The sequence below is a fragment of the Brevibacterium sp. BDJS002 genome, from assembly GCF_028201555.1.
Taxonomy (GTDB): Bacteria; Actinomycetota; Actinomycetes; order Actinomycetales; family Brevibacteriaceae; genus Brevibacterium; species Brevibacterium aurantiacum.
Map to the genome: position 1 here is coordinate 1,104,484 of NZ_CP116392.1, position 23,138 is coordinate 1,127,621.

Below are 23,138 nucleotides of genomic sequence, written 5' to 3' on the forward strand. Positions count from 1 at the left end.
GTTTATTCGATCAACCGGCGCCGTGAGAGGAATGTGAAAGCGTGACCACAACCGAGAAGCAGCCCCGCCGTCTCGTCATCGTCGAGTCTCCGACGAAGGCGCGAACGATCGTTGGGTACCTCGGAGAGGGTTACGACGTTGAGGCGTCGGTCGGCCACATCCGCGACCTTCCCACCCCGTCCGAGCTCCCGGCAGACATGAAGAAGGGACCGTACGGCAAATTCGCCGTCGACGTCGACAACGACTTTGATCCCTACTACCGGGTCGACCCTGGCAAGAAGAAGAAGGTCACCGAACTCAAGCGCCTCCTCAAGGACGCCGACGAACTCTATCTCGCAACAGATGAGGACCGCGAAGGTGAGGCCATCGCCTGGCACCTTCTCGAGGTTCTCAAGCCGAAGATCCCCGTCAAGCGCATGGTCTTCCACGAGATCACTCCCGAGGCCATCGAACGGGCTCTGGAGAACACTCGTGAGATCGACACCGCTCTCGTCGACGCACAGGAGACCCGCCGCATCCTCGACCGCCTCTACGGCTACGAGATCTCGCCCGTCCTGTGGCGCAAGATCCGCGCCGGCCTCTCCGCCGGACGTGTCCAGTCTGTGGCAACCCGCCTCGTCGTCGAACGCGAACGCGAACGCATGGCCTTCGTCTCCGCCGACTACTGGGACCTCGATGTCGACCTGGGGCTGCCCGACGGCACCAGCCCGTTCGCAGCGAACCTTGCGACCCTTGACGGTGCTCGCGTGGCCTCCGGCCGTGACTTCAACGACAAGGGTGAGCTGAAGAACTCATCGGCCACCGTCGTCGACCAGGCCAGGGCTGAAGCATTGGCCACAGAGCTCAACGGCACCGCGAAGGACGCGCTGACGGTCACTGCCGTCGAGTCGAAGCCCTATTCGCGCAAGCCTGCGGCACCGTTCACGACCTCGACCCTGCAGCAGGAAGCCGGCCGTAAGCTGCGCATGAGTGCGCGTCAGGCCATGCGCACTGCCCAGTCGCTGTACGAACACGGTTACATCACCTATATGCGTACCGACTCCTCGGCGCTGTCGGGCCAGGCGATCTCCGCGGCACGGAAGCAGGTGACCGAACTCTACGGTCCCGAATTCGTTCCGCAGTCGCCTCGCACCTACTCGGGCAAGCAGAAGTCGGCGCAGGAGGCCCACGAGGCGATCCGTCCCTCCGGTGACTCCTTCCGCACCCCGGCCCAGGTCTCGAAGTCACTCAGCGGCGACGAGTTCCGTCTCTATGACCTGATCTGGAAGCGCACAGTCGCCAGCCAGATGGCCGACGCCAAGGGCAAGACCGCAACCATCAAGGTCCGTGCCGACCTCGCCGACGGCCACGAAGCCGGCTTCAGCGCCAGCGGCACCGTCATCACCTTCCGCGGATTCCTCGCCGCCTACGAAGAGGGCACCGACGCCGGACGCTACGACACGAAGTCCGGCGAATCACGCCTGCCGCAGGTCGACGAAGGACAGTCGCTGTCGGTGGTCAAGGCCGAAGCCGACGGTCACACGACAGCCCCACCACCGCGCTTCACGGAAGCCAGCCTGGTCAAGCAGCTCGAAGAGCTCGGCATCGGCCGTCCTTCGACCTACGCTGCCACGATCTCCGTCATCCAGGACCGCGGCTACGTCACCTCCCGCGGCAACGCCCTGGTGCCCAGCTGGTTGGCGTTCTCCGTGGTGCGACTCCTCGAGGAGCACTTCACCGGTCTCGTCGACTACGCCTTCACCGCCGATCTGGAATCCGAACTTGACCGGATCGCCATGGGCGAAGAAGATCGCAAGGCCTGGCTGGCCCGCTTCTACTTCGGCGACAAGTCTCAAGATCGCGATGGGCTCAAGGAAGTCGTCGATGACCTCGGCGACATCGATGCCCGCGAGGTCAACACCGTTCGCATCAGTGAAGGCGTGAACCTGCGCGTCGGCCGCTACGGTCCATACCTCGAAGTCCCGGCCTCCGAAGAGGGTGCAGACCCGAAGCGCGTATCTGTGCCTGAGGACTTGGCCCCGGACGAGTTGACTGCGGCCAAGGCCGCTGAACTCATCGAATCCCAGGGCGACGGTGACCGTGAACTGGGAGTCGATCCTGAGAGCGGACACACGATTGTGGCGAAGAACGGGCGTTTCGGCCCGTACGTCTCCGAGGTTCTGCCTGAGCCTGAAGAGAAGCCCAAGCGTGGGGCCAAGAAGCCGAAGCCACGCACCGGCTCCCTGTTCAAGTCCATGGACCTGAACTCGATCGACCTCGAGACTGCGCTGACTCTGCTCAGCCTGCCTCGCGTCGTCGGCCAGGACGAAGAGGGCACCGACATCACCGCTCAGAACGGCCGCTATGGTCCGTATCTGAAGAAGGGCACCGACTCACGGTCGCTGACCGAGGAAGATCAGATCTTCAACATCACCCTCGACGAGGCGCTGAAGATCTACGCCCAGCCGAAGCAGCGTGGTGGGCGTCAGGCAGCGGCACCGCTGAAGGAACTGGGCGAGGACCCCATTTCGAAGAAGCCGGTCGTGGTCAAGGACGGTCGCTTCGGCCCCTACGTCACCGATGGCGAGTTCAACGCAACCCTGCGCAAGGACGATTCGGTCGAGTCGATGGACATCAGCCGTGCCGCCGAGCTCCTCGCGGAGAAGCGTGCAAAGGGACCGGCAAAGAAGAAGGCGCCGGCTAAGAAGACTGCGGCTAAGAAGGCTCCTGCGAAGAAGTCGACCGCAGCCAAGACAAGCACAGCGAAGAAGACCACGGCGAAGGCTCCGGCTAAGACCGCTGCCAAGTCGACTGCTGCGAAGTCGACAACGGCGAAGAAGACGACTGCTAAGTCGACAACCGCGGCCAAGAAGTCCACGACTGCGAAGCCGAAGACTCCCTGAGGCCGGTGTCCCAGCTCTGAATCGAGGAACTTCTGGTTCGATTTCTCTACGGTGAATCGTTCCAAAAGTTCCTCGATCTTCGTTTTCCGCCGGGAACACCTGGCTTCAACGCCTGTCAGAGGCAAACAGCTTGAGAAATTGACAGCTTGTGGAATTGAGCGAGCTACGCGCCCGCCGACTCTGCTGCGAACGAGCGCAGCGCCTCACCATCGAGACGGAAGGTCTCCCATTCGTCCTGAGCCTTTGCACCCAGCGAACGGTAGAAGCCGATTGAGGGCTCGTTCCATTTGAGAACGCACCACTCGAGTCGAGTCAGACCCCGTTCCTGGCAGATCTGGGCCAAGTGACCCAGCAGCGCCTTGCCCGCCCCATTTCCGCGGTGATCGGGATCGACGAATAAGTCTTCGAGCCAGATCCCATTCTTCCCAGTCCAGGTGGAGAACGAGTGGAACCAGATCGCGATGCCGATGATCTGTCCGTCCACCTCGGCGACGAGGCCATAGGTGTTCGGATGCCCATCGGCGGGAAACATCACCGCAGCGAAATCGTCTTCGGTGGCCTCGACCGCATCGGGCTCCTTCTCATACACGGCCAGGGCTTGGACCAGCCGGAGGATGTCGGGCAGATCGTCCTTCGTCGCCTCGCGCACATTCATCGGGTCATCGTCTCCAATTGCTTCGGTGTCGCAGTACAGGGTCGCAGTGCAGGGGTCGTCATGGAGTAGGTGCCGTCACAGCACGTGGGTGCCGATCTTGTCGGGCAGCGCTGCGAGTTCGGCGGCTGTGGGCTCACCGGGCGTGTGCGGATCGGCGTGGGCATAGTAGGAGGCGAACGCCTCGGCGACGGTGTCGATCGTGACCTCGGGGTGGACTTCACTGATCGACCCACCAGTGGCCGGATCCCACTCGATGCCCAGGGCCGCCTCGACGTCGGTGAGGACGGAACGGATGGGATCGGGATCCTCGACGATCACGGATGAGGAGAACAGCCACGCGCCCGAGACCACTCGCTGTGCGGTTCCGATCGCCTTGATCCGACCGGCCACATTCACGCTGTGCTCACCGGGGCAGTACTCCCCAGGAATCTCGCCGAGGCGGGCGTCGACTCCGATGCCACGCAGAACCTCGACGTAGTCCTGCCCAAAGGCGGAGAACCTCGCCGTGGTGTCTTTGATGAACGCATCACTGGGTTCGATGTGATCGATGACCAGCGATCCCCGATGATAGGCGGCAGCTCGCCCGCCGAGGCTGCGCAGAGCTGGCGTGAAACCGTGATCCTTCGCCGCTTCGATTGCTGCGGGGAACCCGGGAAGGAACCGATCTCTGGCCCCGAAGGCCAACGTCGGTGCTGGCCTGTACATCCGCAGCGTTGCTCCTCGGGTGCCGTGCTTGACCGAGTCGAGGAGGACCCTGGCAAAGGCAAGTTCCTCGATCGGACCCAAGCCGGTCGTTGCTACTGCTGACATCGATGTTCGCGTTATGTGCACGCAATCAAGAGTAGAGGATCAGACATCGGTGAGAAGAGATCCGGTCTGTTCCAAGAGATATGTCAGTCGCGGCAGATATTGTAGGTCTGTGAGTATGTTGACGACTACAGGACATCGACTTCCCGGAGCCCCTGGCCGGTTGGTTGCCGAGACCGCAGCCTGGGGCGCATTGATCGTACTCGTGGCGATCAGCTATGTCGTGGCGGGCACCAGCGGTTTCTTCGCCACGATCGGCGGGCGAGCCTTCACCGCGATGGCCGACAGCCTGGCTGCGGGAGGCTTCGACAACCAGCTGGGAAGCCTGTCTCTTCTCATCGTCTTCGTCCTCGCCGGAGCCGGACTCTTCATCCCGCAGAAGATCTTGGCGAGCAAAGGGCCAGCCGTCCGCAAACTCGCCCTCAGCATCGCCGCTGTCGTTGAGGCCGGACTGCTCATCGTCCTCAGCCTTGCCCCGAGCGCCTGGCTGACCTGGGTTACCGCTCTGTTCCTGGGTGCCGTCGTCGGCCTGCTGATGAGCATCAACCCCTTCACCAACGAGAAGCCATGGCGTCGGGTCGGCATTCCCGCGGCACTCCTCGTCTTCGTCTCCTTCTCTTTCCAGATCATCGGCGGCTCTGCCGCAGGCACACAAGCGCTGGGCTGGACGAGCCTACTGGTGGGCATCGCCATGGCTGTCGGTGCCGTCATCATCTTCCTCACCCCCGAGCGAGCCCTCCACGCGGAATCGGCGACGACGGGCGCATTCCCTTCGATCAAGGCCCGCGTGGCCAGACCGGCCGCGAATATCGCGATGCCGTGGGTGTGCATCGCCCTCTTCGCGGTGCTGGGAACCACATTCATCCTGGCGCAGCCCACCGCCGTCGAGCACAGCTTCGGTCAAGCCGGATTCGCCTTCATGCTTGCGTCATGCCTGGTCGGGTGGGCCATCGGTTTCGAAATGGGCCCCACCTTCGCACCGGGTATGTCGAGGCCGCGCGTGTCTGCGTTCGCACTGACCGTATCGGGCATCCTGCTGATCGCCACGGGCGCGATCAATGAGCTCTCAGGCAAGGTCGTCCTGGCGGCTGTCATCGCCTTCCTCGTCGGAATCGGTGTGCGCTCACAGCCCTACAACTTCTCTCGTCGCATCGGCGCCGTCGGCGGTGCCGTGGTCGCCCTCATCCTCAACGCCCTCGACTTCGGCATCATCATCCCTGTCGGCTCCGCAATGGATTGGGCGCTGGCCCCCAGCGACGTTGCATTCGCAATCATGGGACTGGCCGCACTTGTCGCTGGAGTCATCGGACTCTTCATCTTCGACCCGCATGGTCTGCAGGGACTGTCCGTGGACATCGTGCACGGATTCCGTCCGCCCAGCGCCGCCGAGAACGGTGCGAACGACGGCATCGGAAACTCCGCGGAACGCCTCGGCGCCGGATTCTTCATCGCCATCGAAGGCGGCGACGGCTCGGGCAAGAGCACACAGATCAAACGGGTCTCACAGATCCTCGCCGACGAAGGTTACAGCGTTGAGGCGACCCGTGAACCGGGTGGAACCGAGCTCGGACGACAGATCCGTTCGGTGCTCTTCGATTCCGAGCCACCCAGCCCCCGGACCGAAGCACTGCTCTTCGCCGCAGACCGCGCCCACCACGTGGCCTCCTTGGTGGACCCGAGCCTCGACAGCGGCAACATCGTCATCACAGACCGGTACATCGATTCGACCATCGCCTACCAGGCCGCGGGCCGCAACTTCGACCCGAAGACCATTCTGGCGTTGAGCAAATGGGCGACTCAGGGGCTCGTTCCGCACCTGACCATCGTCCTCGACATCGATCCAGAGGTCTCGGCGACGCGGATGGGTAAGCGCGGCGAGAACAACTACCTCGATGAGGAGAACCAGCAATTCCACCAGCGGGTCCGCCAGACCTACCTGACTCGTGCCCACAAAGAGCCCGACCGCTACATCGTCCTCGATGCCTCGGTGTCCGAGGAAGACCTGACCGCTGAGATCCTCACCGCCATCCGCACCCGGCTGCCACGGCAGATGGGCGGCGCGTCTGCCGCTCCAGCAGGCACCGCCACCGCAGGTGCCGTCACCGGTGCCACCGGTGCTTCGACGGATACCACCGAAACTTCGCCCGACGCCGAGGTGGTCGAGAGTCATCCGTCCGAGGAAGCCGATGGTGCGGTGTCCAAGAAAGCCCGCGAAGCACAGTCATCAGACTCGGCTGCGAGCTCTGCACCTGCCGACGATGAGGACATCACGCCGGAGCCCGGGGTCCGATTCGTGCCGCTCACAGGCGAACGATTCATCCCGGAATCGGCCGGCCGTCGGGAATCCGAGGACCGTAATGACGGAGTGGAGACGGAACGAGTCGATCTCGGTGCCGATCTGCGAGAGTCCGACGAGGCAGACCCGACATCAGCCCAGCGGTCACCCCACAGCTCTACTCAGCGTCCAGACCAGCCGTCGGTCCGGGCCTCGGAAGACGCCCAGGCTGCCAGCGCCGAGCCCGAGGCAGAGACCGGGGTCGAGCACGAGACCGACGAGGAAGCCGCAACCACGGTTCTGCCGGCGCGTGGTTTCACCCCGAGCGCTGCTGCGGCACAGGCCCATGACAGCGGCGATTCGGACGACGGTGACGATGACAGTGATCCGACGGACGTGATCGAGACTCCGTCTTCCGAAGAAGCCCAGACTCGTGTCGTCAAGCAGGTCGAGACTCCCAACCAGGACGATTCCCGCCGGGACGACGAGGATGCCAAGACGACGGTCCTGCCCGTGCGCAATGCCCGGCAGATGAGTCGAGAGCGACTGCAGGCTCAGGCTGAAATCGAGCGTCAGGCACGGGAGCGGCTGCGCAAACAGCGAGAACGCAACCACCAGCGCTTCAACAACCCGGAAGGTCACTGAGTGAGCGTCTTCAACGAGCTCGTCGGGCAGGACGATGTCATCACCCAGCTCAAGCACGCCCTGTACTCACCGGGAGCGATGACCCACGCTTGGCTCTTCACCGGACCTCCCGGATCCGGGAGGTCAAACGCAGCTCGCGCCTTCGCCGCGGCTCTGATCTCCGGCGGCGAAGAACAGGGTGACGTCACGGCGCGTGTCCTCAAAGGCCACCACGAATCACTGACGATCATGTCGACTCAGAAGTCGGTCATCGCCATCGACGAGGTGCGGGAACTGGTGACGAGAGCACAGTCAGCCCCGGTCAACTCCCCATGGCGAGTCGTCATCATCGAAGACGCGGACCGGATGAGCGAACGCACGGCCAACGTCCTGCTCAAGGCGATCGAAGAGCCACCTCCGGCCACAGTGTGGCTGCTGTGCGCGCCGAGCCCCATCGACGTGCTCACCACGATCCGTTCCCGGTGCCGCCCCGTGCGTCTGCGTATCCCCTCCCGGGACGCGGTGGCGCAGCTCCTCATCGAACGCGACCATGTCGATCCTGACAGAGCGAAGTGGGCGGCGGCCGTAGCGCAGAACCACATCGGCCGGGCCAAATACATGGCCCTCAACGAGTCCGCCGATGAGGAACGCAGACAGATCCTCGCAATCCCGGGCAAACTGACCTCGGTCGGCGCGACGATCCGCCTGGCGGGCCGCATCGTCGACGAAGCAGCGGAGACCGCGAAGTCTCGGGTCGAGGAACGCAATGCCTCGGAGCGCAGCGATCTCATGGCGACCTTGGGCATCGAATCGGAGAAGTCCATTCCGCCCTCGGCGAGGTCTCAGATCAGAAAGCTCGAAGAGGAGCAGAAGCGCCGGTCAGTCCGGGCCCGCAACGACGAGCTCGACCGGATCTTCCTCGAGCTGATGAGCCTCTATCGCGATATCCTCATGTACCAGTTGGGCATCCGTGAGGGGTGGATCAACGCCGGCGAAGTCGACCTCATCTCCGAGCAGGCCAACAGGGACGGACCCGATACGACTCTGCTGCGGATCGACGCCATCACCGAGGCGAGACGACGACTGCAGACGAATATGTCTCCCGTGCTCATCGTCGAATCGGCGTTCGTGCTGCTGTCGAACCCCTGGCTGCTCGACGACCGTACCGGCGCGCTCTGAAGTTCAGTCCTCGGTCAGGCTGAGGTTCAGTCTTCGGCCAGGAGCTCGCCGACCAGAGCGGTGGTGAGCTCAACGCGGCGTGGGATCCACACCTGCAGGGCATGTTCGGTCCTGGCATGCGAACCGCCGCCGACCGTGCCCAGACCGTCAATGGTCGGTGTTCCGACTCCTGCGGTGAAGTTGCCGTCCGATCCGCCGCCGACAGCCACGGACCGCAGCGGCGGGTGCCCGAGGTGAGCGCTGAGTCGTTGAGCTCTGGCGTAGAGTCCCATCGCCATCTTCTCTTCCAGAGGGGCACGGTTAATCCCGCCTCTGACGTCGACCTTTGCTCCGGCCACGGTGGGGGAGAGGTCGCTGAGGATTGCGTCGATGCGTTCCTGCTCGGCCACCGAGGCAGCCCGGGAGTCGACGCCGACGACGGCCTTGGCCGGCACGGTGTTCGTCGTCGAACCACTGTGCATGACGGTCGGCACGACCGAGGTCCCCACCGACGGGTCATGCAGCGCAGCGATCTTCACGACCTGGTTGGCCACCTCGATCGTGGCGTTGATGCCCTTCTCCGGCTCCACCCCGGCATGGGCGGCCAAACCGGTGACTTCGAGGGAGTAGATGGCGACACCTTTGCGAGCGATCTTCACAGCTCCGTCAGGCGCACCGCTTTCGAAGACCAGCGCCGCCTTGGCACCGCGGGCCTCATCCTCGATGATCTGACGAGATCCGGGCGAGCCGAGCTCTTCGTCCCCGGTCATGAGGATACTGACACCATCGAGGTCCCCGCGCTGTTCGCGCAGCCGCGCCATCGCATAGAGTGCGATGAGCAGACCGCCCTTCATATCGTCGGCTCCGGGACCGCGCACGACACCATCGGCGACTGAATAGGGAAACTCACTCAAGGTGCCCGTCGGCCACACGGTGTCATGATGACCGATGAGCACGACCTTGCGGGGACCGGTCCCGAATCGCCACAGCACATGGGGATGCGAATCGGTTTCGATGATGTGCGGAGCCGCACCCAGCAGCCCGGTGCCGATCCGAGAGACCAGCTGAGCGCTGCGGGCCAGTGATTCGGGATCCTGGGAGAACGACTCACATTCGATGAGCGCCTTGAAATCGCTCATGAAATCCTTCGAGTCGAACTCGACCACGTGCGTCACCCTCTACTCTGTTGAAATGTCTGTTGTCACCAGGTTAACGGTTGAGCTGGGTCGAAACCGTCAGCGCACGGATCTTCACCCGTCTCGCCGAAGATCCCTCACCTCGGCGCCGGGAACATATCCAGCGGATGTGTAGGCGGCGACAGCAGCCGTATTCGCGCTGGGCGTCGCGACTGCCGCCGACGAGGATCCCAGCCGCTGCAAGCTTCGCGCCGCTGCGAACGCTATCGCCTTTCCATAGCCGTGGCCCTGCTGGTCACGGTCGACGGCCAGCGGTTCGATCAGCCCAGGTCGGTCCGGTCCTGCGGACCACACTGTGGTCGCTGCGACCGGCAGCCCGGAATCGTCATAGCCCAGCAGGCTCTGCGCCTGTGAGTAGAACGGGCCAGACATCATCTCGTTCCACCGCTCGACGAACCGCTGTCTGTCGTCTGCGGTGTAGGGCACACCACGGAACGCCGACCAGTGAATGGCGGTCCAGACCTCCGCATCGTCGGACTCGGCGATCTCCACTCGGATGCCGGGGTCCTCCACCGGCAGACTCAGATCTCGGCTCATCGTGGTCCAGGGCTCGTCCGCATCCCACCCGCGAGCCTGCAGACGATCACAGAGTCGGATTGCACCCCGAGCCTCGAGTACTGCCGCTCCCGGACCGAAGACTGCAGTGCTTGCCGCAATGACGTCGGATTCGATCTGTTGTGCCAAAGTGTCGTCATCGCTGAGGTCCGGGTCGATGGACAGGCGCAGAAGATCCTCACCATCAAGCAGGCCGATGGCGGCGATGTGCTCGCCGAATCGCCAGACTCGCAGGGCCTGCGCCGTTGGCTGCGCACCTCGGAGCGAATACCAGCCCAGGTCTCCTGTGTGGAGGTGGAGAGGGCCGGAATCGGACTGCCACGAATCGAGTACGGCACCGATCTCGGGAAGTTCTGCGGCCTGCGGGACGGACAGCGAAACGGTAGTCATGTGTCTCCTGAGCTGCGGAGGGAACGCACTGAGAAGTCCAGCATATGTGAGCTGCATAACGGAGTCTGGTTTCGGCCGTGCTCCTTTTGACCAGGAGTCCAGGTTTTGGCTAGAGTTAGCTCGGTTGCCGCCTTAGCTCAGTCGGTAGAGCGATTCACTCGTAATGAATAGGTCGCGAGTTCGATTCTCGCAGGCGGCTCGGCATGTCCCCCCTCACCAGGCTCAACGGCCTGGGGGAGGGGATTTTTTAATGCCTGAGAGCGCAAATAATGCGGTTACGATGCGCTTTGCAACCAATCATCGAGCACGCCGACAACGCCCGAAGGGCCAATATTGAGGCGCTGAACGTAGTGTTTCGCGGTCACACCAACCTCAGAATGCCCCAACTGCTGGGACGCATTGTCGAGCCCGTCGGCGCTATAGATCGCCGTCGCCACCGTCTTGCGAATCGTCTTCGGACTCACCCAATCGAGCTTCGCGATCTTCCGTACCTGACGGAAATGTGCACGGTAGTTCGACGGATCCCGCCACGTCCCAATCTCGGATGGAAAGATCGCCTCGGACTCTGCCCGGAACTCCCGGTCGTCGAACTGCCGGCGCAGCGCATCGACCGCGATCGCCGGGAGGTAGAGGACTCGCTTCGACGTTTCCGACTTCGGGGCCGGCTGGTAGATCATCCCTTCACCGTCAGCGCCCCGCGTCACCGTCCCCATCACGGAGACGGTGGGGAGGTCGGCGTCGAGGTCGACGTCGTGCCAACGGATGCCGAGGAGCTCGCCGGTGCGCACGCCGGTGCCGAGCATGACGTCGATGCTGTCGGCGATCTCGCGGCGGACGGGCTTGTTCGCGGTGACGGGTGTCGCTTCCCACGTTCGGGCCGCGGTGCGTAGTGCTTGCACTTCCTCGGCGGTCATTGCTCGTACTTCCTGCGGTCGCTCCTTCACGGTCGAGATCCCGAGCGCCGGGTTTGCTGTCAGTGCGTCAAGGCGCACGGCATCAGCGAATATCCTGCGGAGCACGGAGCGGGCCTGCTTCGCGGTCGCTTGGCCGTGAGCGTCACTGATACGCCCAATTCCTTTTTCGAGGCGTCCTGTGGTGCATTCTGTGAGTCTGAGCATTCCGAGCTCGTCCCGGATCCACCTCACCGCGGCGCGGTACGTGCGTACGGTCGATGCGGGTGGCTTCGATGATTCGCGCCACCGGGTGAACCATTCGTCAGCGAATGATCCGACTGTGGTGGCTCCGGACACTTCACCCGCGATTGCCTGTTCGCGTAGCTCGGTGAGGTGCTCGAGGAGTGCGTTGCGTGCTGCTTCCTTCGTGGCGCCGCCTCGGAACCTGGGCACGGTTTTGCCGTTCGCGAGACGGAATCGTGCGGTTGCACGATAGTCGCCGCGTGTTCCGGAGATGCTGATATTGCCCCATGCGCCCACGGGGATGGGTATGCGTGCCATTGGTTGTCTTTTCTATCCGTGCCTGCTGGTTCCGATGATGCGCAGCAACTGCTTCTCGTGTGGGTGGAGGAATCGCAGACGGTCTTCGAGCACCTCGGGTATGACATTAAGCTCGTCGGCCGCTTCATGGGCCGTGTGAGCCCATCGGAAGACGTCGACGAGATCGTCCCAGTCGATAAGCTTCCTGGCCGTCAGCCGGCGTGCTGATTGTTCTTCTTTCGGGTCGTCACAGTTCGTGTGCCCGAGGTCGATATGTGCTTGCTCGTGTTGGACTGCGCAGCGTCTCTCGACTTGCAGTAGGTCGGCGTCGAGCCAGATGGCGTTGTTGCCGTTCGTGGCGGCTATTCGTGTGTCGTTGAACTTGGTGCGGTGCAGGACAACGCCGTCCCCGCGCTCACGTAGTTCTCTCCATGGATGGTGCATGCCAGTGACCATATCGAGGGCCGCTGACACGACGGACGTGGTTAGTCGTCGTCTTGAGAGCCGTCGTCCGGATCCTGTGACCCTTCAGCGTCCTCGTCCTGTTTGTCCTTCTGCGTCTTCCCCCGGTTGGGTGCACGGTACGCAGCGGTGTCGCTTGCCGGCGGGGGAGGGACGAGGGAGTAGACGTTGTCGCCGTTGCCGTCGTTGAGGTCTTCGTGGTCGAGGTCTCCGCGAGCTCGGCCACCGAATGCACCGAGCTCGTCGTCCTCACCTGTTGCCGGACTCACTCCGGCGCGTGATGTGGGGGTGGCTTCTGCATCACCATCACCTGCCTTCTTCTGCCTGGCCATCACCCGCACAGCGCCTACGACAACCGACACGTCAGCGAGGAAGTCTCTGCAGCCTGGTACGACCTCGTAGTTGAGCAATTAGGTTCAGTGGTGGACCCCATCGCCTATCATGGCCTCATGGCTGCGGCACGTGAGATTTCTAAGTCTCGAGCAAAGAAGATCGGAAAGGTTCTCCGGCATGCTCCTGGAACAATGGAGGAAGTCGAAGACTATATGGCCGCAATTGATGACCTTGACGCTTATCGGGCATCTTTTCAAAGTCCTCTGGTGAGGATCAACAATGGTATTCGACACTACGCTCGGCAAGCTGGTGTGGAGGCTCGTGTCACTCAACGGCTGAAACGGCTACCTACTATCGTTGACAAATTGAGCCGTGTTGCCGGCCTCGATCTTTCTCGAATGCAGGACATTGGCGGCTGCCGAGCCGTGACTGAGGACATCCATGAACTCCAAAAGCTCCGCACCGTTCTAGAAAGAGCATGGGGCGCAGACATGCCCCGGCAGACTGACTACGTCGCCGAACCTCGTGAATCTGGGTACCGGGCAATCCACCTGGTAGTGAAGCGCGACGACAAGCCGATTGAGATCCAGCTTCGTTCGGCACAGATGCATTCCTGGGCTGAGTTCATCGAAGGTCTGTCTGGCGCTTTGGGGGAGAACTACAAACAGGACGGGTCGAGTGTGGTGCAGGACCTAGGGAAATCGCTGTCAGTAAGGTACCGTTGCGAAGAAGAGAGCCTGCCTGAGCCGGAAGGCTTGGACGCTACCATAAATCAACAACTCGCGGACGTAAACGCCGCACTTAAGGCCCACCGAACGAGGAGGGACAATTAGATGCCAAACGAAACTAGCTCGATCAATCACTTTTTGCTCGTATTCGACCATGCCAAAGACAGGCTAGTCGAGGTCAAGGAATTCGGGCACGACTCCGAGCTCGCAATGACGGAGTATGCCGCGAGAGAGCGAAAGTTCAAAGACTCGCATGCTATCGACATCGTTCTTGTTGGTTCTGATTCAATTGAAACGGTCAAGGTAACTCATGGCACCTACTTCAACGAGGAGCCAGAGGAACGTACTGCCGAAGACTTTCTGCGAGCTGTCCTCTGACAGCTTCACCAATGGCCCCGCTGGTTCATACCAGCGGGGCCATTTCGTGTCCGTGCCCCAGCGCACAATCACCCCATGACCGAATCGCACGTCCACTTCACTGGCAGCACACCGCACTACCAACACGTCCTCAACAGCCTCCCCGCCAGAGACCGCCCAGCCCGGGCAAAGATCCCCGTCCAAGCTCGTCTCGAATGGGAGCGGGACGGGGAGGAGTGGAAGGACGGTCACGCGCTGCGGTTGGATCCTGCGGGTCCGGCGATCTTCGTTGAGCTCTCGGACCCGCGGTGCAAGTTCACTGGTGTGTGGTTGCACCCTGACGATGTGTGGTGGCCGGGGAAACGATGATGCGCTTACGATGCGTTTTGGGCCGAAGTCGACGACCCGCGTCAACGCTGAGCGAACGGGCCGCGGTCAGGCATACACCCAGGTCAGACACATTGCCGCAGTCACGTCCAGTAATCCTCAGTCATCTACTGTCCGCAGGTTGCCAGAATGAATAGGTCGCGAGTTCGATTCTCGCAGGCGGCTCGGCAACGAACCCCTGTGCCCGGTGAGAATACATCGGACACAGGGGTTTTCTCGTACTTGTGATGGCCCTGCGGAACCGTTCGATGAGGTCTAGGACCGATCGATGAGAGTGCTGAACTTGCGGTCGAAGGCCCGTGTGGCTGCGAGACTACCGAAGAATGCTGCGGCAAGAGCGACCAGCAAGACAATGGCCGTCGGTACCGCTTCGGCAACCGACTGACTGTTTCCGCCGATGAGCACCCGGGCGTCGGCCCACAGGAAAGAGCGGTTCGGGTCGAGAAGGCCGGACACAGTGAACCAGATGGTTCCGCAGGCAATGACACCGATCGCAACCACGGCTCCGGGCACCACACCCAGGGTGTCGGTGACGGCGAGGACCACGATAGCCACAGTCAGGCAGATGAGGCCGAGTAAACCGATTATCGCGACCATTCGCAGGCCTGGGTACGCGCCGAGGCTGTCGACGATGGATCTCGTCGGCCAGATCGAACTGATCCCGGCCCCCAACGTCAGTGCCAGAGTTCCGGCGGTGGCCAGGCCGAGCTTCTGGGTCAGCAGTAGTCTTCGAGAGAACGGTCTCTGCGGTGACAGTGACCGCCATGGGCCGATGATGATGACCTGCAGCCCTGCTGCTCGGTTGACGACCACCGACGACAATGTCGCCAGGGTGACCGCAGCGAGTACGAGTGCACTGATGATGGCAGAGGTCGTGGCATGCATCGACGGCTGTGTCGCGTCGGGTTCGGCGGCAATAGGATCGGCACCACTGTTCACCGTGTCCAGTCCAGGAGTTGCAGCATTCGACGCGGGGCTGGCGTCGTCGGACGCCTCACTGAAATAGTCGACAGGTGGTGGCCCGCTGACATCCTCGACCTTGGTGGCGAAGGGCCTCTCGAAGGCACGTTCGGCCTCGTCCTGCGAATGTGAGCAGTCCTGGCTGCTGCCGGATTCGCACCCGAATTTCCGGGCCACGATGCGGATCTGCTCGGAGATATGCTCTTCGGCTTGGCGGATGACCTGGTCGCGATACTGGCTGAGGATGAACTTGTCTTCGTTGAGCGCCTGCGGACTTGCCAGGACCGTGATCTCATAGCGTGGGGCGTCGATATCGCCGCGATAGTAGGCCCTGATGTCGTCGATGACCTGAGGGGTGAGGTCTTTCGGCAAGATGACTGCGAGCACCGACGTCCCGTCCTCCACCTGAGCGAGGGCGGACTCGGGTGAGAGTTCGCGCTCAGTCGTGGAGAAATCAGGTGCAACCGCACCCTGCTCGAGTCGCGTGAAGAACTCATCGGAGAACGACAGGTAATCCGTCATTGCACTCTGGATCGCCGGCATCTCCTGCGGCTGATCGTGTGTGCCGACCGCAATTGAGAAGTTCGGCGGTGCGCCCGCAGGAGGTTGTGTTGTCGTCGGGGCAGGGGACGGTGTCGGACTTCTGTCGTCGGCTCCCGCCCGCTCGACAGCACCGAAGAGGGGCATAAGGACGGACAGTGCAATGACATACACGCATACCGAAGCGAAGATCGGCCAGAAGTACATTCTGCCGGTGCGTCCCCGAGACAGAATCGAGGTCACCGCAAAGAAGCGACGCATATCTCTTCCTCCTGCCCACCGACGATTCTCATCTGGTTGAGGTCAGCCTACTTCTTCTTCGGCGTGAACGACGTTGAGCGCAATGGAGCCGACAGGCAGGCCGAAGCCCAGGAACAATGCGAGGAGTTTCGACCTCCTGTGGGCACGCATCAGGCTCCCCGGTCCCACGGTCTGGTTTTCGTGTTGACCATCACAGTCAACTGGTATTGAATGGTGACGTGAATGTTACTGAACGATCGATCAGCCGCCGAGGTTGAACGGTCGTCATTGACGTAGCCACGGCCGAGGTCACCAGGGTGATCGTCGGCCGCTCCCTAGGACTGTGAGGAACAGATGAGCGAAGCGTACATCTACGACGCAGTGCGCACACCGCGCGGGAAGAACCGCGGTGGTGCCCTGCACAGCGTCAAGCCAATCGATCTCGTGACAGGGCTCATCGATGCCCTGCGCGAGCGCAATCCCGATCTCGACGACAAAGCGATCGACGACCTCGTCCTCGGCGTCGTCTCACCCGTGGGCGAACAGGGCGGCGACATCGCCCGCACCGCAGCCCTCGTGGCCGGACTCGACGAATCCGTCGCCGGCGTTCAGGTCAACCGTTTCTGCGCCTCCGGACTCGAAGCGGTCAACATCGCCGCACAGAAGGTCGGCAGCGGATTCGAGAACCTCGTCCTGGCCGGCGGCGTCGAATCGATGTCGCGCGTTCCCCTCGGCTCCGACGGAGGCGCATGGGCACAGGACCCGACGACGAACTTCGACACCTACTTCGTGCCCCAGGGCATCAGCGCCGATCTCATCGCGACCACCGAGGGATTCAGCCGCACCGATATCGACGAATTCGCCGAGGAGTCGCAGAAGCGCGCCGCCAACGCCTGGGAGAACGGCTACTTCGAGAAGTCGATCGTCCCCGTCAAAGACATCAACGGTGTGACCCTGCTCGACACCGATGAGCACATGCGTCCCGGTTCGACCGTCGAGTCGCTGGCGAAGCTGTCCCCGGCCTTCACCAAGGTCGCAGCGCAGGCAGGCTTCGACGAGGTTGCTCTCCAGAAGTACCACTGGGTCGAGGAGATCGACCACGTTCACACCGCAGCGAACTCCTCGGGAATCGTCGACGGGGCCAGCCTCGTCATCATCGGCGACGCCGAGGTGGGTCAGACGATGAATATGAAGCCGCGCGCTCGCATCGTCTCCACTGCCGTCACAGGATCCGAGCCGACCATCATGCTCACCGGTCCCACACCCGCGACGCAGAAGGCGCTGGACAAGGCCGGACTGACCGTCGAGGACATCGACCTGTTCGAACTCAACGAAGCCTTCGGTGCAGTGGTCCTGAAATGGATGAAGGACCTCAACATCCCGCATGACAAGGTCAACGTCAACGGCGGAGCCATCGCCATGGGCCACCCCCTGGGTGCCACCGGTGCCATGATCCTCGGCACCGTCCTCGACGAACTCGAACGTCGCGATCTCAAGCGTGGCCTCGTCACGTTGTGCATCGGCGGCGGAATGGGTATTGCGACGATCATCGAAAGGGTCTGACATGACGAACACTGAAACGACTTACTCCAAGTCCACTGACTCGGACGGAATCGTCACCGTCGTCCTCGACGACCCGGATTCCAAAGTCAACACGATGAACGACCATTTCAAGGATGCCTTCGAAGCATCGTGGACTGGCTCGAAGCAAACGTCGATGACATCACCGGCGTTGTGCTCACCTCGGCGAAGAAGACCTTCTTCGCAGGCGGAGACCTCAACAAGCTGCGCGCAGCCGACCCTGAGAACTCGGAAGCCGAAGCCGCACTGACCAACCACATGAAGGCGGTCATGCGCCGCCTCGAGACGCTGGGCAAGCCCGTCGTCGCAGCCATCAACGGCGCCGCACTCGGAGGTGGCCTCGAGGTTGCACTCGTCGCACATCACCGCATTGCAGCGGAGGACGTCTCCAGCCTGCGGGTCGGATTCCCCGAAGTCTCCTTGGGCCTCCTGCCCGGCGGTGGCGGTGTCGCCAGAGCTGTACGCCTCATGGGCATCCAGAATGCACTGCAGAAGGCCATCCTGCCGTCGACGAAGTTCAAGGCAGCCGAGGCTCTCAAGCTCGGCCTCATCGACGAACTCGCCCCCGTGGCCGAGCTCGAAGATCGTGCCAAGGACTGGATCAAGGCCAACCCCGAGGCGACTCAGCCCTGGGACGTCAAAGGCTTCAAGATCCCAGGCGGATCACCCACCTCACCGTCACTGGGCGCGATGCTGCCCGCGCTGCCGGCGCTCCTGCGTCGTCAGACCAAGGGCGCACCGATGCCCGCTCCGCGCGCGGCGATCGCTGCCGCCGTCGAGGGTGCCTACGTCGACATCGACACAGCACTGGCAGTCGAAACCCGCTACTTCGTCCACCTCACCCACACTCCGGTGGCGAAGAACATGATCAAGGCGTTCTTCTTCGACCTCGGACACATCAACTCCGGCGGCTCGCGACCCGATGGCATCGAACCGCGTCAGGTGAAGAAGCTCGGCGTCCTCGGTGCCGGAATGATGGGCGCCGCGATCGCCTACACCGCAGCCAAAGCCGGCATCGACGTCGTCCTCAAGGACGTCAAGATCGAAGCCGCGGACAAGGGCAAGGCCTATGCGCGCAAGCGTGAGGAATCAGCCCTGGCCAAGGGCAAGACGACGGCTGAGAAGAGCAAGGCCGTCCTCGACCGGATCACCCCGAGTGCTTCGGCTGATGACTTCGCCGGAGTCGACTTCGTCATCGAAGCCGTCTTCGAATCGGTGCCGCTGAAGCAGCAGGTGTTCCAGGAGATCCAGGATGTCGTCGACTCCGACGCAGTGCTCGGCTCCAACACCTCGACTCTGCCGATCACCGACCTGGCCACCGGGGTCAAGCGCGATTCCGATTTCATCGGCGTCCACTTCTTCTCGCCCGCGGACAAGATGCCCCTGGTCGAGATCATCCGTGGTGACAACACCTCAGATGAGACTCTGGCACGCACCTTCGACCTCGTGCAGCAGATCAAGAAGACCCCGATCGTCGTCACCGACTCCCGCGGATTCTTCACCTCCCGTGTGATCGGCACATTCATCGCCGAGGCGGTCGCCGCAGTCGGCGAGGGAGTGGAGCCGGCAACCGTGGAGCAGGCCGCACTGCAGGCCGGGTACCGACCGGTGCCCTGCAGCTGCTCGATGAGCTGACGCTGACTCTGTCGCAGAAGATTCGGAAGGAGACCGAAGAGGCCATCGAAGCCGCCGGAGGAAAGCGGGAGAGCCACCCCTCCGATGCGGTCTTCGACTGGATGGTCGAGGAGGCTAAGCGCACCGGCCGCAAGGACGGCGCCGGATTCTACGAATACGACGAGGACGGCAAACGCGGCAAGCTGTGGCCCGGCCTGCGGGAGAAGTACAACTCCGGCTCCGCCACCCAGCCCTTCACCGACCTGCAGGAGCGGATGCTCTTCGCCGAGGCGATCGAGACGATCAAATGCCTCGACGAGGGTGTGCTCACCTCGGTGCCGGATGCCAACATCGGATCGATCTTCGGCATCGGCTTCCCAGCGTGGACCGGTGGCGTGCTCCAGTACGTCAACCAGTACGAAGGCGGCCTGGCCAACTTCGTCGAACGTGCCAAGGAACTCGCCGCAACCTACGGTGACCGGTTCACTCCGCCGGCCTCACTCGTTGAGCGGGCGAAGTCGAACAACACCTACGAATAGGAACAACACCTACGAATAGGACCTGCCCGCAGGAATAGCTCGGCGGTCTTTCGGTGTTCATCAACTATCCACTGATGACTACCGGAAGGCCGCCGTTATGCGTGCAGCAGTCTATGACCAGTACACCGACGACTTCGGTGACATCACCGTTCGCGAGGTCGACGATCCGAAGGTCCCGCCGGCATCGGTGCTCATCGAGGTCCGTGCCGCCGGAGTGAACCCGGTCGACTGGAAGCTTGTGGGCGGTCACCTCGATGCGATCATGCCCGTCCAGTTCCCCGTCACCCCAGGCTGGGACGTGGCCGGAGTCGTCATCGGCCTCGGCGCGGACACCCCGGAATTCCAGATCGGCGACGAGGTCATCGCCTACGCCCGCAAAGACGTCCTCGGCGCCGGCACGTTCGCGCAGAAGGTGGCCGTGCCCGTCCACTCGGTGACCGCGAAGCCTAAGAGTCTGAGCTGGGAGCAGGCGGGTGGACTGCCTCTGGCAGGTGGCACCGCGCTGCGCACCCTCGAGGCACTGGGCGACATCAACGGCAAAACCGTACTCGTCCACGGAGCATCCGGGGGAGTGGGCAGCTTCGCGGTGCAGATCGCGAAGTCCTTCGGAGCCCGGGTCATCGGCACCGCCTCGGAGGCCAACCACGAATACCTGCGCGGCCTTGGAGCAGAGCCTGTGACCTATGGCGAAGGACTGGCCGACCGCGTCCTCGAGGTCGTGGGCGGCCCGGTCGATGGCGTCGTCGACTTCGTTGGAGAGGTGCTCGACACGACTCTTGCGGTGCTGGGGGACGGCGGGACACATGCCTCGGTCGCAGATCCTTCGGTGGCCGAGCACGGTGGCCGCTACATCTGGGTGCGCCCCTACGGTTCGCAGACCGCGCGAGTGGCCGAGCTCGTCGATTCAGGTGAGCTCACCGTCGAGGTGGCGCGCACCTTCAGCCTCGACGAGGTGCCCGAGGCCTTCAACACCAGCGCAACAGGACACACACGAGGAAAGCTCATCATCGTCCCCTGATGTTTCGTGCGGCTGGCTGAAGCGTCAGCCGATCCCCAGTGCTGCCCGAGCGGCGGCACGCAATTCGACCCCGACCACCTCGGCGCTTGAGTGCCTGGCCTGGTACGGGGTCGAATTGATCATGCCGAAGACCGCGTGCACACGCACCGTCGCCGCATCCAGCGACCAGTCCGGATTGGCCTGCGCCACGACCTCGGCCCAGTGACTGACATAGCTTCTCTGCAGGCGACGCACAGTGCGCCTCGATGCCTCGGGCAGTGCCGCAAGGTCCCGATCCTGAATCCGAATCAGCTCGGGCTCACTCATGGCGAAGGCGACATGGAAGTCGATGAGCTCGATGAGCGCCGAGGTGGCCCTGTCGTCCTCGTGGCGCGTGATGATCGCGTCCCCGCCCGAGTTCAGATACTCAGAGATTCCGACGAGGAGCTCTTCGAGGACGGCTTCCTTGGACTCGAAATGTCGATAGACCGCCGGTGCGGAGATCCCGGCGCCCTTGCCTAAGTCATCGAGGCGAACACCATGGAATCCGTGTCGGGCATAGAGGTTCTTCGCCACCGACAGCAGCTGTTCGCGACGTGCTGCCTTCGCCGCAGCGCGGGTGGTCCCGGCGGTTCCCGAATCAGCCGTCGTTGAGCGCGCAGGCGCCTTCGGCTCCATCTCCGTCACCTCATCTCCTTGGCTCGCACCCGGCTCGAAGTCCGTTCCATCGTGCGCATTGTCACATTGGGCTTTGAGCAGTATCATAGCAGTCAGTTAACCAATATTAACTGAAATGGGGAGTGGAATGAGAGCAGTGGGAACTGCGGTCAGTCCGGCAACGGGGCAGGCGAACGCCGAGGCCCATGCCGAACTCATCGCTGAACTCCGGGAACGGATCCAGGTCACGGCCCTGGGTGGATCCGAGAAGTCCAGGCAGCGCCACATCGACCGGGGCAAGCTGCTGCCACGCGAACGCGTCGAACACCTCCTGGACCCTGGTACGGCCTTCCTCGAGCTGTCTCCGCTGGCCGCCAACGATATGTACGACGATGCCAGCCCGGGAGCAGGAATCATCTCCGGCATCGGCCGCGTCAACGGACGCGAATGCGTCATCGTGGCCAACGACGCCACTGCCAAGGGTGGAACCTACTACCCGGTGACGGTCAAGAAGCACCTGCGCGCCCAGGAAGTGGCGAAGGAGAACAGCCTTCCCTGCATCTACCTCGTCGACTCGGGCGGCGCCAACCTGCCCAACCAGGACGACGTCTTCCCCGACCGCGAGCACTTCGGCCGGATCTTCTACAACCAGGCCACACTCTCGGCCGCAGGCATCCCGCAGCTCGCAGCCGTGCTCGGCTCCTGCACCGCGGGCGGTGCCTACGTGCCGGCAATGGCCGACGAATCGATCATCGTCAGCGAACAGGGCACAATCTTCCTCGGCGGCCCACCCCTGGTCAAGGCCGCTACTGGTGAGGAAGTCAGCGCAGAGGATCTCGGCGGTGGAGCACTCCACTCACGCGTCTCCGGCGTCACCGACCACCTCGCGGCCAATGACTCCCATGCCCTGGAGATCATGCGCGACATCGTCTCCACTCTCGGGCCCAAGCCCCAGCCCAACTGGGACGTCGTCGAAACTCGGGAGCCGCTGCACTCGCCGGAGGAACTCACCTCGGTCGTGCCCGTCGACTCACGCACGCCCTACGATGTCCACGAAGTCATCGCCCGCCTCGTCGATGGTTCGGAATTCCACGAATTCAAGGCCGAATACGGCACCAGCCTCATCACCGGCTTCGCCCACCTCGACGGACACCCGGTGGGGATCGTTGCGAACAACGGCATCCTCTTCGGCGAATCCGCGCAGAAGGGCGCCCACTTCATCGAACTCTGCGACCAGCGCAGCGTGCCGCTGGTCTTCCTGCAGAACATCTCCGGCTTCATGGTCGGACGCGACTACGAAGCAGGCGGCATCGCCAAGCACGGAGCGAAGATGGTCAACGCCGTCGCCACCGCCCGCGTTCCCAAATTCACCGTCGTCATCGGCGGCTCCTTCGGCGCCGGCAACTACTCCATGTGCGGCCGCGCCTACTCGCCCCGCTTCCTGTGGATGTGGCCCAACGCTCGCATCTCAGTCATGGGCGGCGAACAGGCAGCCAGCGTCCTCTCGACGGTCAAGCGCGACCAGATCGAAGGCCGCGGCGAGACCTGGAGCGCCGAAGAGGAAGACACTTTCAAACAGCCCGTCCGCGACCAGTACGAAGCTCAGGGCAACCCCTACTACTCGACGGCCAGGCTCTGGGACGACGGAATCATCGAACCCACCGACACCCGCCAGGTGCTGTCCCTGGCACTCGAACTCGCCCGTTTCGGACCGATGGAACGCCCGCTGAATGCCAGCGGCTACGGCGTTTTCAGAATGTGAGCTCAT

Annotated in this window: 19 protein-coding genes, 1 tRNA gene and 1 pseudogene; 12 read left to right on the forward strand and 9 right to left on the reverse strand. The window is 62.9% G+C overall.

What is annotated here, in order from left to right; translation table 11 throughout:
• The first annotated feature begins 41 nt into the window (after window positions 1-41).
• Entirely contained in the window at window positions 42-2,882 is a 2,841-nt protein-coding gene (gene topA, locus PGC08_RS05125; protein ID WP_096160249.1) for a type I DNA topoisomerase, read from the forward strand.
• Between the two features lie 163 nt (window positions 2,883-3,045).
• Here topA and PGC08_RS05130 read toward each other — a convergent pair whose 3' ends face one another.
• Both PGC08_RS05130 and PGC08_RS05135 read right to left on the reverse strand, forming a co-directional pair.
• Window positions 3,046-3,537, reverse strand: a complete 492-nt coding sequence (locus tag PGC08_RS05130; RefSeq protein ID WP_096168514.1) for a GNAT family N-acetyltransferase — start codon at window positions 3,535-3,537, stop codon at window positions 3,046-3,048.
• Window positions 3,538-3,612: 75 nt separating this feature from the next.
• Window positions 3,613-4,347: a lipoate--protein ligase family protein gene (locus tag PGC08_RS05135; protein WP_035278779.1), complete on the reverse strand. Its 735-nt coding sequence runs from the start codon at window positions 4,345-4,347 to the stop codon at window positions 3,613-3,615.
• A 115-nt stretch (window positions 4,348-4,462) separates the two neighbouring features.
• On the opposite strand from PGC08_RS05135, the gene tmk reads away from it, so the two are divergent.
• Together tmk and PGC08_RS05145 are read left to right on the forward strand one after the other, a co-directional pair.
• Entirely contained in the window at window positions 4,463-7,264 is a 2,802-nt protein-coding gene (gene tmk / locus PGC08_RS05140) for a dTMP kinase (protein WP_271709667.1), read from the forward strand.
• Window positions 7,265-8,422 (forward strand): DNA polymerase III subunit delta', encoded by a 1,158-nt coding sequence (locus tag PGC08_RS05145; protein ID WP_009883369.1) that lies wholly within the window; start codon window positions 7,265-7,267, stop codon window positions 8,420-8,422.
• A 26-nt stretch (window positions 8,423-8,448) separates the two neighbouring features.
• Here the strand turns inward: PGC08_RS05145 and PGC08_RS05150 are convergent, their stop codons facing one another.
• Together PGC08_RS05150 and PGC08_RS05155 are read right to left on the reverse strand one after the other, a co-directional pair.
• The gene (locus PGC08_RS05150) at window positions 8,449-9,540 is read right to left on the reverse strand and encodes a M20/M25/M40 family metallo-hydrolase (RefSeq protein ID WP_069601283.1); all 1,092 of its coding nucleotides are present in this window, start codon (window positions 9,538-9,540) and stop codon (window positions 8,449-8,451) included.
• Window positions 9,541-9,651: 111 nt separating this feature from the next.
• The gene (locus tag PGC08_RS05155; protein ID WP_096146625.1) at window positions 9,652-10,542 is read right to left on the reverse strand and encodes a GNAT family N-acetyltransferase; all 891 of its coding nucleotides are present in this window, start codon (window positions 10,540-10,542) and stop codon (window positions 9,652-9,654) included.
• Between the two features lie 126 nt (window positions 10,543-10,668).
• Here PGC08_RS05155 and PGC08_RS05160 point away from each other — a divergent pair.
• A tRNA-Thr gene (locus PGC08_RS05160) sits at window positions 10,669-10,741 on the forward strand.
• 76 nt (window positions 10,742-10,817) lie between these two features.
• On the opposite strand, the gene PGC08_RS05165 is transcribed toward PGC08_RS05160, so the two are convergent.
• The 3 genes from PGC08_RS05165 to PGC08_RS05175 are packed head-to-tail and all read right to left on the reverse strand — an operon-like array spanning window position 10,818 to window position 12,799.
• The gene (locus PGC08_RS05165; RefSeq protein ID WP_271709668.1) at window positions 10,818-11,996 is read right to left on the reverse strand and encodes a site-specific integrase; all 1,179 of its coding nucleotides are present in this window, start codon (window positions 11,994-11,996) and stop codon (window positions 10,818-10,820) included.
• Between the two features lie 12 nt (window positions 11,997-12,008).
• Window positions 12,009-12,419 (reverse strand): ImmA/IrrE family metallo-endopeptidase, encoded by a 411-nt coding sequence (locus PGC08_RS05170; RefSeq protein ID WP_271709669.1) that lies wholly within the window; start codon window positions 12,417-12,419, stop codon window positions 12,009-12,011.
• 41 nt (window positions 12,420-12,460) lie between these two features.
• Window positions 12,461-12,799, reverse strand: a complete 339-nt coding sequence (locus PGC08_RS05175; RefSeq protein WP_271709670.1) for a hypothetical protein — start codon at window positions 12,797-12,799, stop codon at window positions 12,461-12,463.
• 87 nt (window positions 12,800-12,886) lie between these two features.
• On the opposite strand from PGC08_RS05175, the gene PGC08_RS05180 reads away from it, so the two are divergent.
• The 3 genes from PGC08_RS05180 (at window position 12,887) to PGC08_RS05190 (ending at window position 14,224) form a co-directional block, all read left to right on the forward strand.
• Window positions 12,887-13,603, forward strand: coding sequence for a RelA/SpoT domain-containing protein (locus tag PGC08_RS05180; RefSeq protein WP_271709671.1), 717 nt, complete (start codon window positions 12,887-12,889; stop codon window positions 13,601-13,603).
• A complete protein-coding gene (locus PGC08_RS05185; RefSeq protein WP_271709672.1) occupies window positions 13,604-13,876 on the forward strand; it encodes a hypothetical protein in 273 nt (90 codons plus the stop codon).
• A gap of 75 nt (window positions 13,877-13,951) precedes the next feature.
• Window positions 13,952-14,224: a hypothetical protein gene (locus tag PGC08_RS05190; protein WP_271709673.1), complete on the forward strand. Its 273-nt coding sequence runs from the start codon at window positions 13,952-13,954 to the stop codon at window positions 14,222-14,224.
• 273 nt (window positions 14,225-14,497) lie between these two features.
• Here the strand turns inward: PGC08_RS05190 and PGC08_RS05195 are convergent, their stop codons facing one another.
• Window positions 14,498-16,003: a hypothetical protein gene (locus PGC08_RS05195; protein ID WP_009883372.1), complete on the reverse strand. Its 1,506-nt coding sequence runs from the start codon at window positions 16,001-16,003 to the stop codon at window positions 14,498-14,500.
• 333 nt (window positions 16,004-16,336) lie between these two features.
• On the opposite strand from PGC08_RS05195, the gene PGC08_RS05200 reads away from it, so the two are divergent.
• From PGC08_RS05200 to PGC08_RS05215, 4 genes and pseudogenes are all read left to right on the forward strand, one after another.
• Window positions 16,337-17,545: an acetyl-CoA C-acetyltransferase gene (locus PGC08_RS05200; RefSeq protein ID WP_069599665.1), complete on the forward strand. Its 1,209-nt coding sequence runs from the start codon at window positions 16,337-16,339 to the stop codon at window positions 17,543-17,545.
• Between the two features lie 171 nt (window positions 17,546-17,716).
• A pseudogene (locus PGC08_RS05205) lies at window positions 17,717-19,296 on the forward strand (3-hydroxyacyl-CoA dehydrogenase NAD-binding domain-containing protein); the annotation flags it as partial.
• Between the two features lie 3 nt (window positions 19,297-19,299).
• The gene (locus PGC08_RS05210; protein WP_271710094.1) at window positions 19,300-19,716 is read left to right on the forward strand and encodes a hypothetical protein; all 417 of its coding nucleotides are present in this window, start codon (window positions 19,300-19,302) and stop codon (window positions 19,714-19,716) included.
• 97 nt (window positions 19,717-19,813) lie between these two features.
• A complete protein-coding gene (locus PGC08_RS05215; protein ID WP_009883375.1) occupies window positions 19,814-20,734 on the forward strand; it encodes an NADP-dependent oxidoreductase in 921 nt (306 codons plus the stop codon).
• 24 nt (window positions 20,735-20,758) lie between these two features.
• On the opposite strand, the gene PGC08_RS05220 is transcribed toward PGC08_RS05215, so the two are convergent.
• Window positions 20,759-21,391: a TetR/AcrR family transcriptional regulator gene (locus tag PGC08_RS05220; RefSeq protein ID WP_009883376.1), complete on the reverse strand. Its 633-nt coding sequence runs from the start codon at window positions 21,389-21,391 to the stop codon at window positions 20,759-20,761.
• 127 nt (window positions 21,392-21,518) lie between these two features.
• On the opposite strand from PGC08_RS05220, the gene PGC08_RS05225 reads away from it, so the two are divergent.
• Window positions 21,519-23,132, forward strand: a complete 1,614-nt coding sequence (locus PGC08_RS05225; RefSeq protein ID WP_271709674.1) for a carboxyl transferase domain-containing protein — start codon at window positions 21,519-21,521, stop codon at window positions 23,130-23,132.
• Window positions 23,133-23,138 lie beyond the last annotated feature (6 nt).

What these genes read in the sequence shown, in the direction of transcription:
- PGC08_RS05130 (WP_096168514.1), bottom strand. Translation starts at nt 3,537, where the DNA reads ATGAATGTGCGCGAGGCGACGAAGGACGATCTGCCCGACATCCTCCGG.
- PGC08_RS05135 (WP_035278779.1), bottom strand. Translation starts at nt 4,347, where the DNA reads ATGTCAGCAGTAGCAACGACCGGCTTGGGTCCGATCGAGGAACTTGCC.
- tmk (WP_271709667.1), top strand. Translation starts at nt 4,463, where the DNA reads ATGTTGACGACTACAGGACATCGACTTCCCGGAGCCCCTGGCCGGTTG.
- PGC08_RS05150 (WP_069601283.1), bottom strand. Translation starts at nt 9,540, where the DNA reads ATGAGCGATTTCAAGGCGCTCATCGAATGTGAGTCGTTCTCCCAGGAT.
- PGC08_RS05155 (WP_096146625.1), bottom strand. Translation starts at nt 10,542, where the DNA reads ATGACTACCGTTTCGCTGTCCGTCCCGCAGGCCGCAGAACTTCCCGAG.
- PGC08_RS05165 (WP_271709668.1), bottom strand. Translation starts at nt 11,996, where the DNA reads ATGGCACGCATACCCATCCCCGTGGGCGCATGGGGCAATATCAGCATC.
- PGC08_RS05170 (WP_271709669.1), bottom strand. Translation starts at nt 12,419, where the DNA reads ATGCACCATCCATGGAGAGAACTACGTGAGCGCGGGGACGGCGTTGTC.
- PGC08_RS05180 (WP_271709671.1), top strand. Translation starts at nt 12,887, where the DNA reads ATGGCTGCGGCACGTGAGATTTCTAAGTCTCGAGCAAAGAAGATCGGA.
- PGC08_RS05185 (WP_271709672.1), top strand. Translation starts at nt 13,604, where the DNA reads ATGCCAAACGAAACTAGCTCGATCAATCACTTTTTGCTCGTATTCGAC.
- PGC08_RS05190 (WP_271709673.1), top strand. Translation starts at nt 13,952, where the DNA reads ATGACCGAATCGCACGTCCACTTCACTGGCAGCACACCGCACTACCAA.
- PGC08_RS05195 (WP_009883372.1), bottom strand. Translation starts at nt 16,003, where the DNA reads ATGCGTCGCTTCTTTGCGGTGACCTCGATTCTGTCTCGGGGACGCACC.
- PGC08_RS05200 (WP_069599665.1), top strand. Translation starts at nt 16,337, where the DNA reads ATGAGCGAAGCGTACATCTACGACGCAGTGCGCACACCGCGCGGGAAG.
- PGC08_RS05210 (WP_271710094.1), top strand. Translation starts at nt 19,300, where the DNA reads ATGGTCGAGGAGGCTAAGCGCACCGGCCGCAAGGACGGCGCCGGATTC.
- PGC08_RS05215 (WP_009883375.1), top strand. Translation starts at nt 19,814, where the DNA reads ATGCGTGCAGCAGTCTATGACCAGTACACCGACGACTTCGGTGACATC.
- PGC08_RS05220 (WP_009883376.1), bottom strand. Translation starts at nt 21,391, where the DNA reads ATGGAGCCGAAGGCGCCTGCGCGCTCAACGACGGCTGATTCGGGAACC.
- PGC08_RS05225 (WP_271709674.1), top strand. Translation starts at nt 21,519, where the DNA reads ATGAGAGCAGTGGGAACTGCGGTCAGTCCGGCAACGGGGCAGGCGAAC.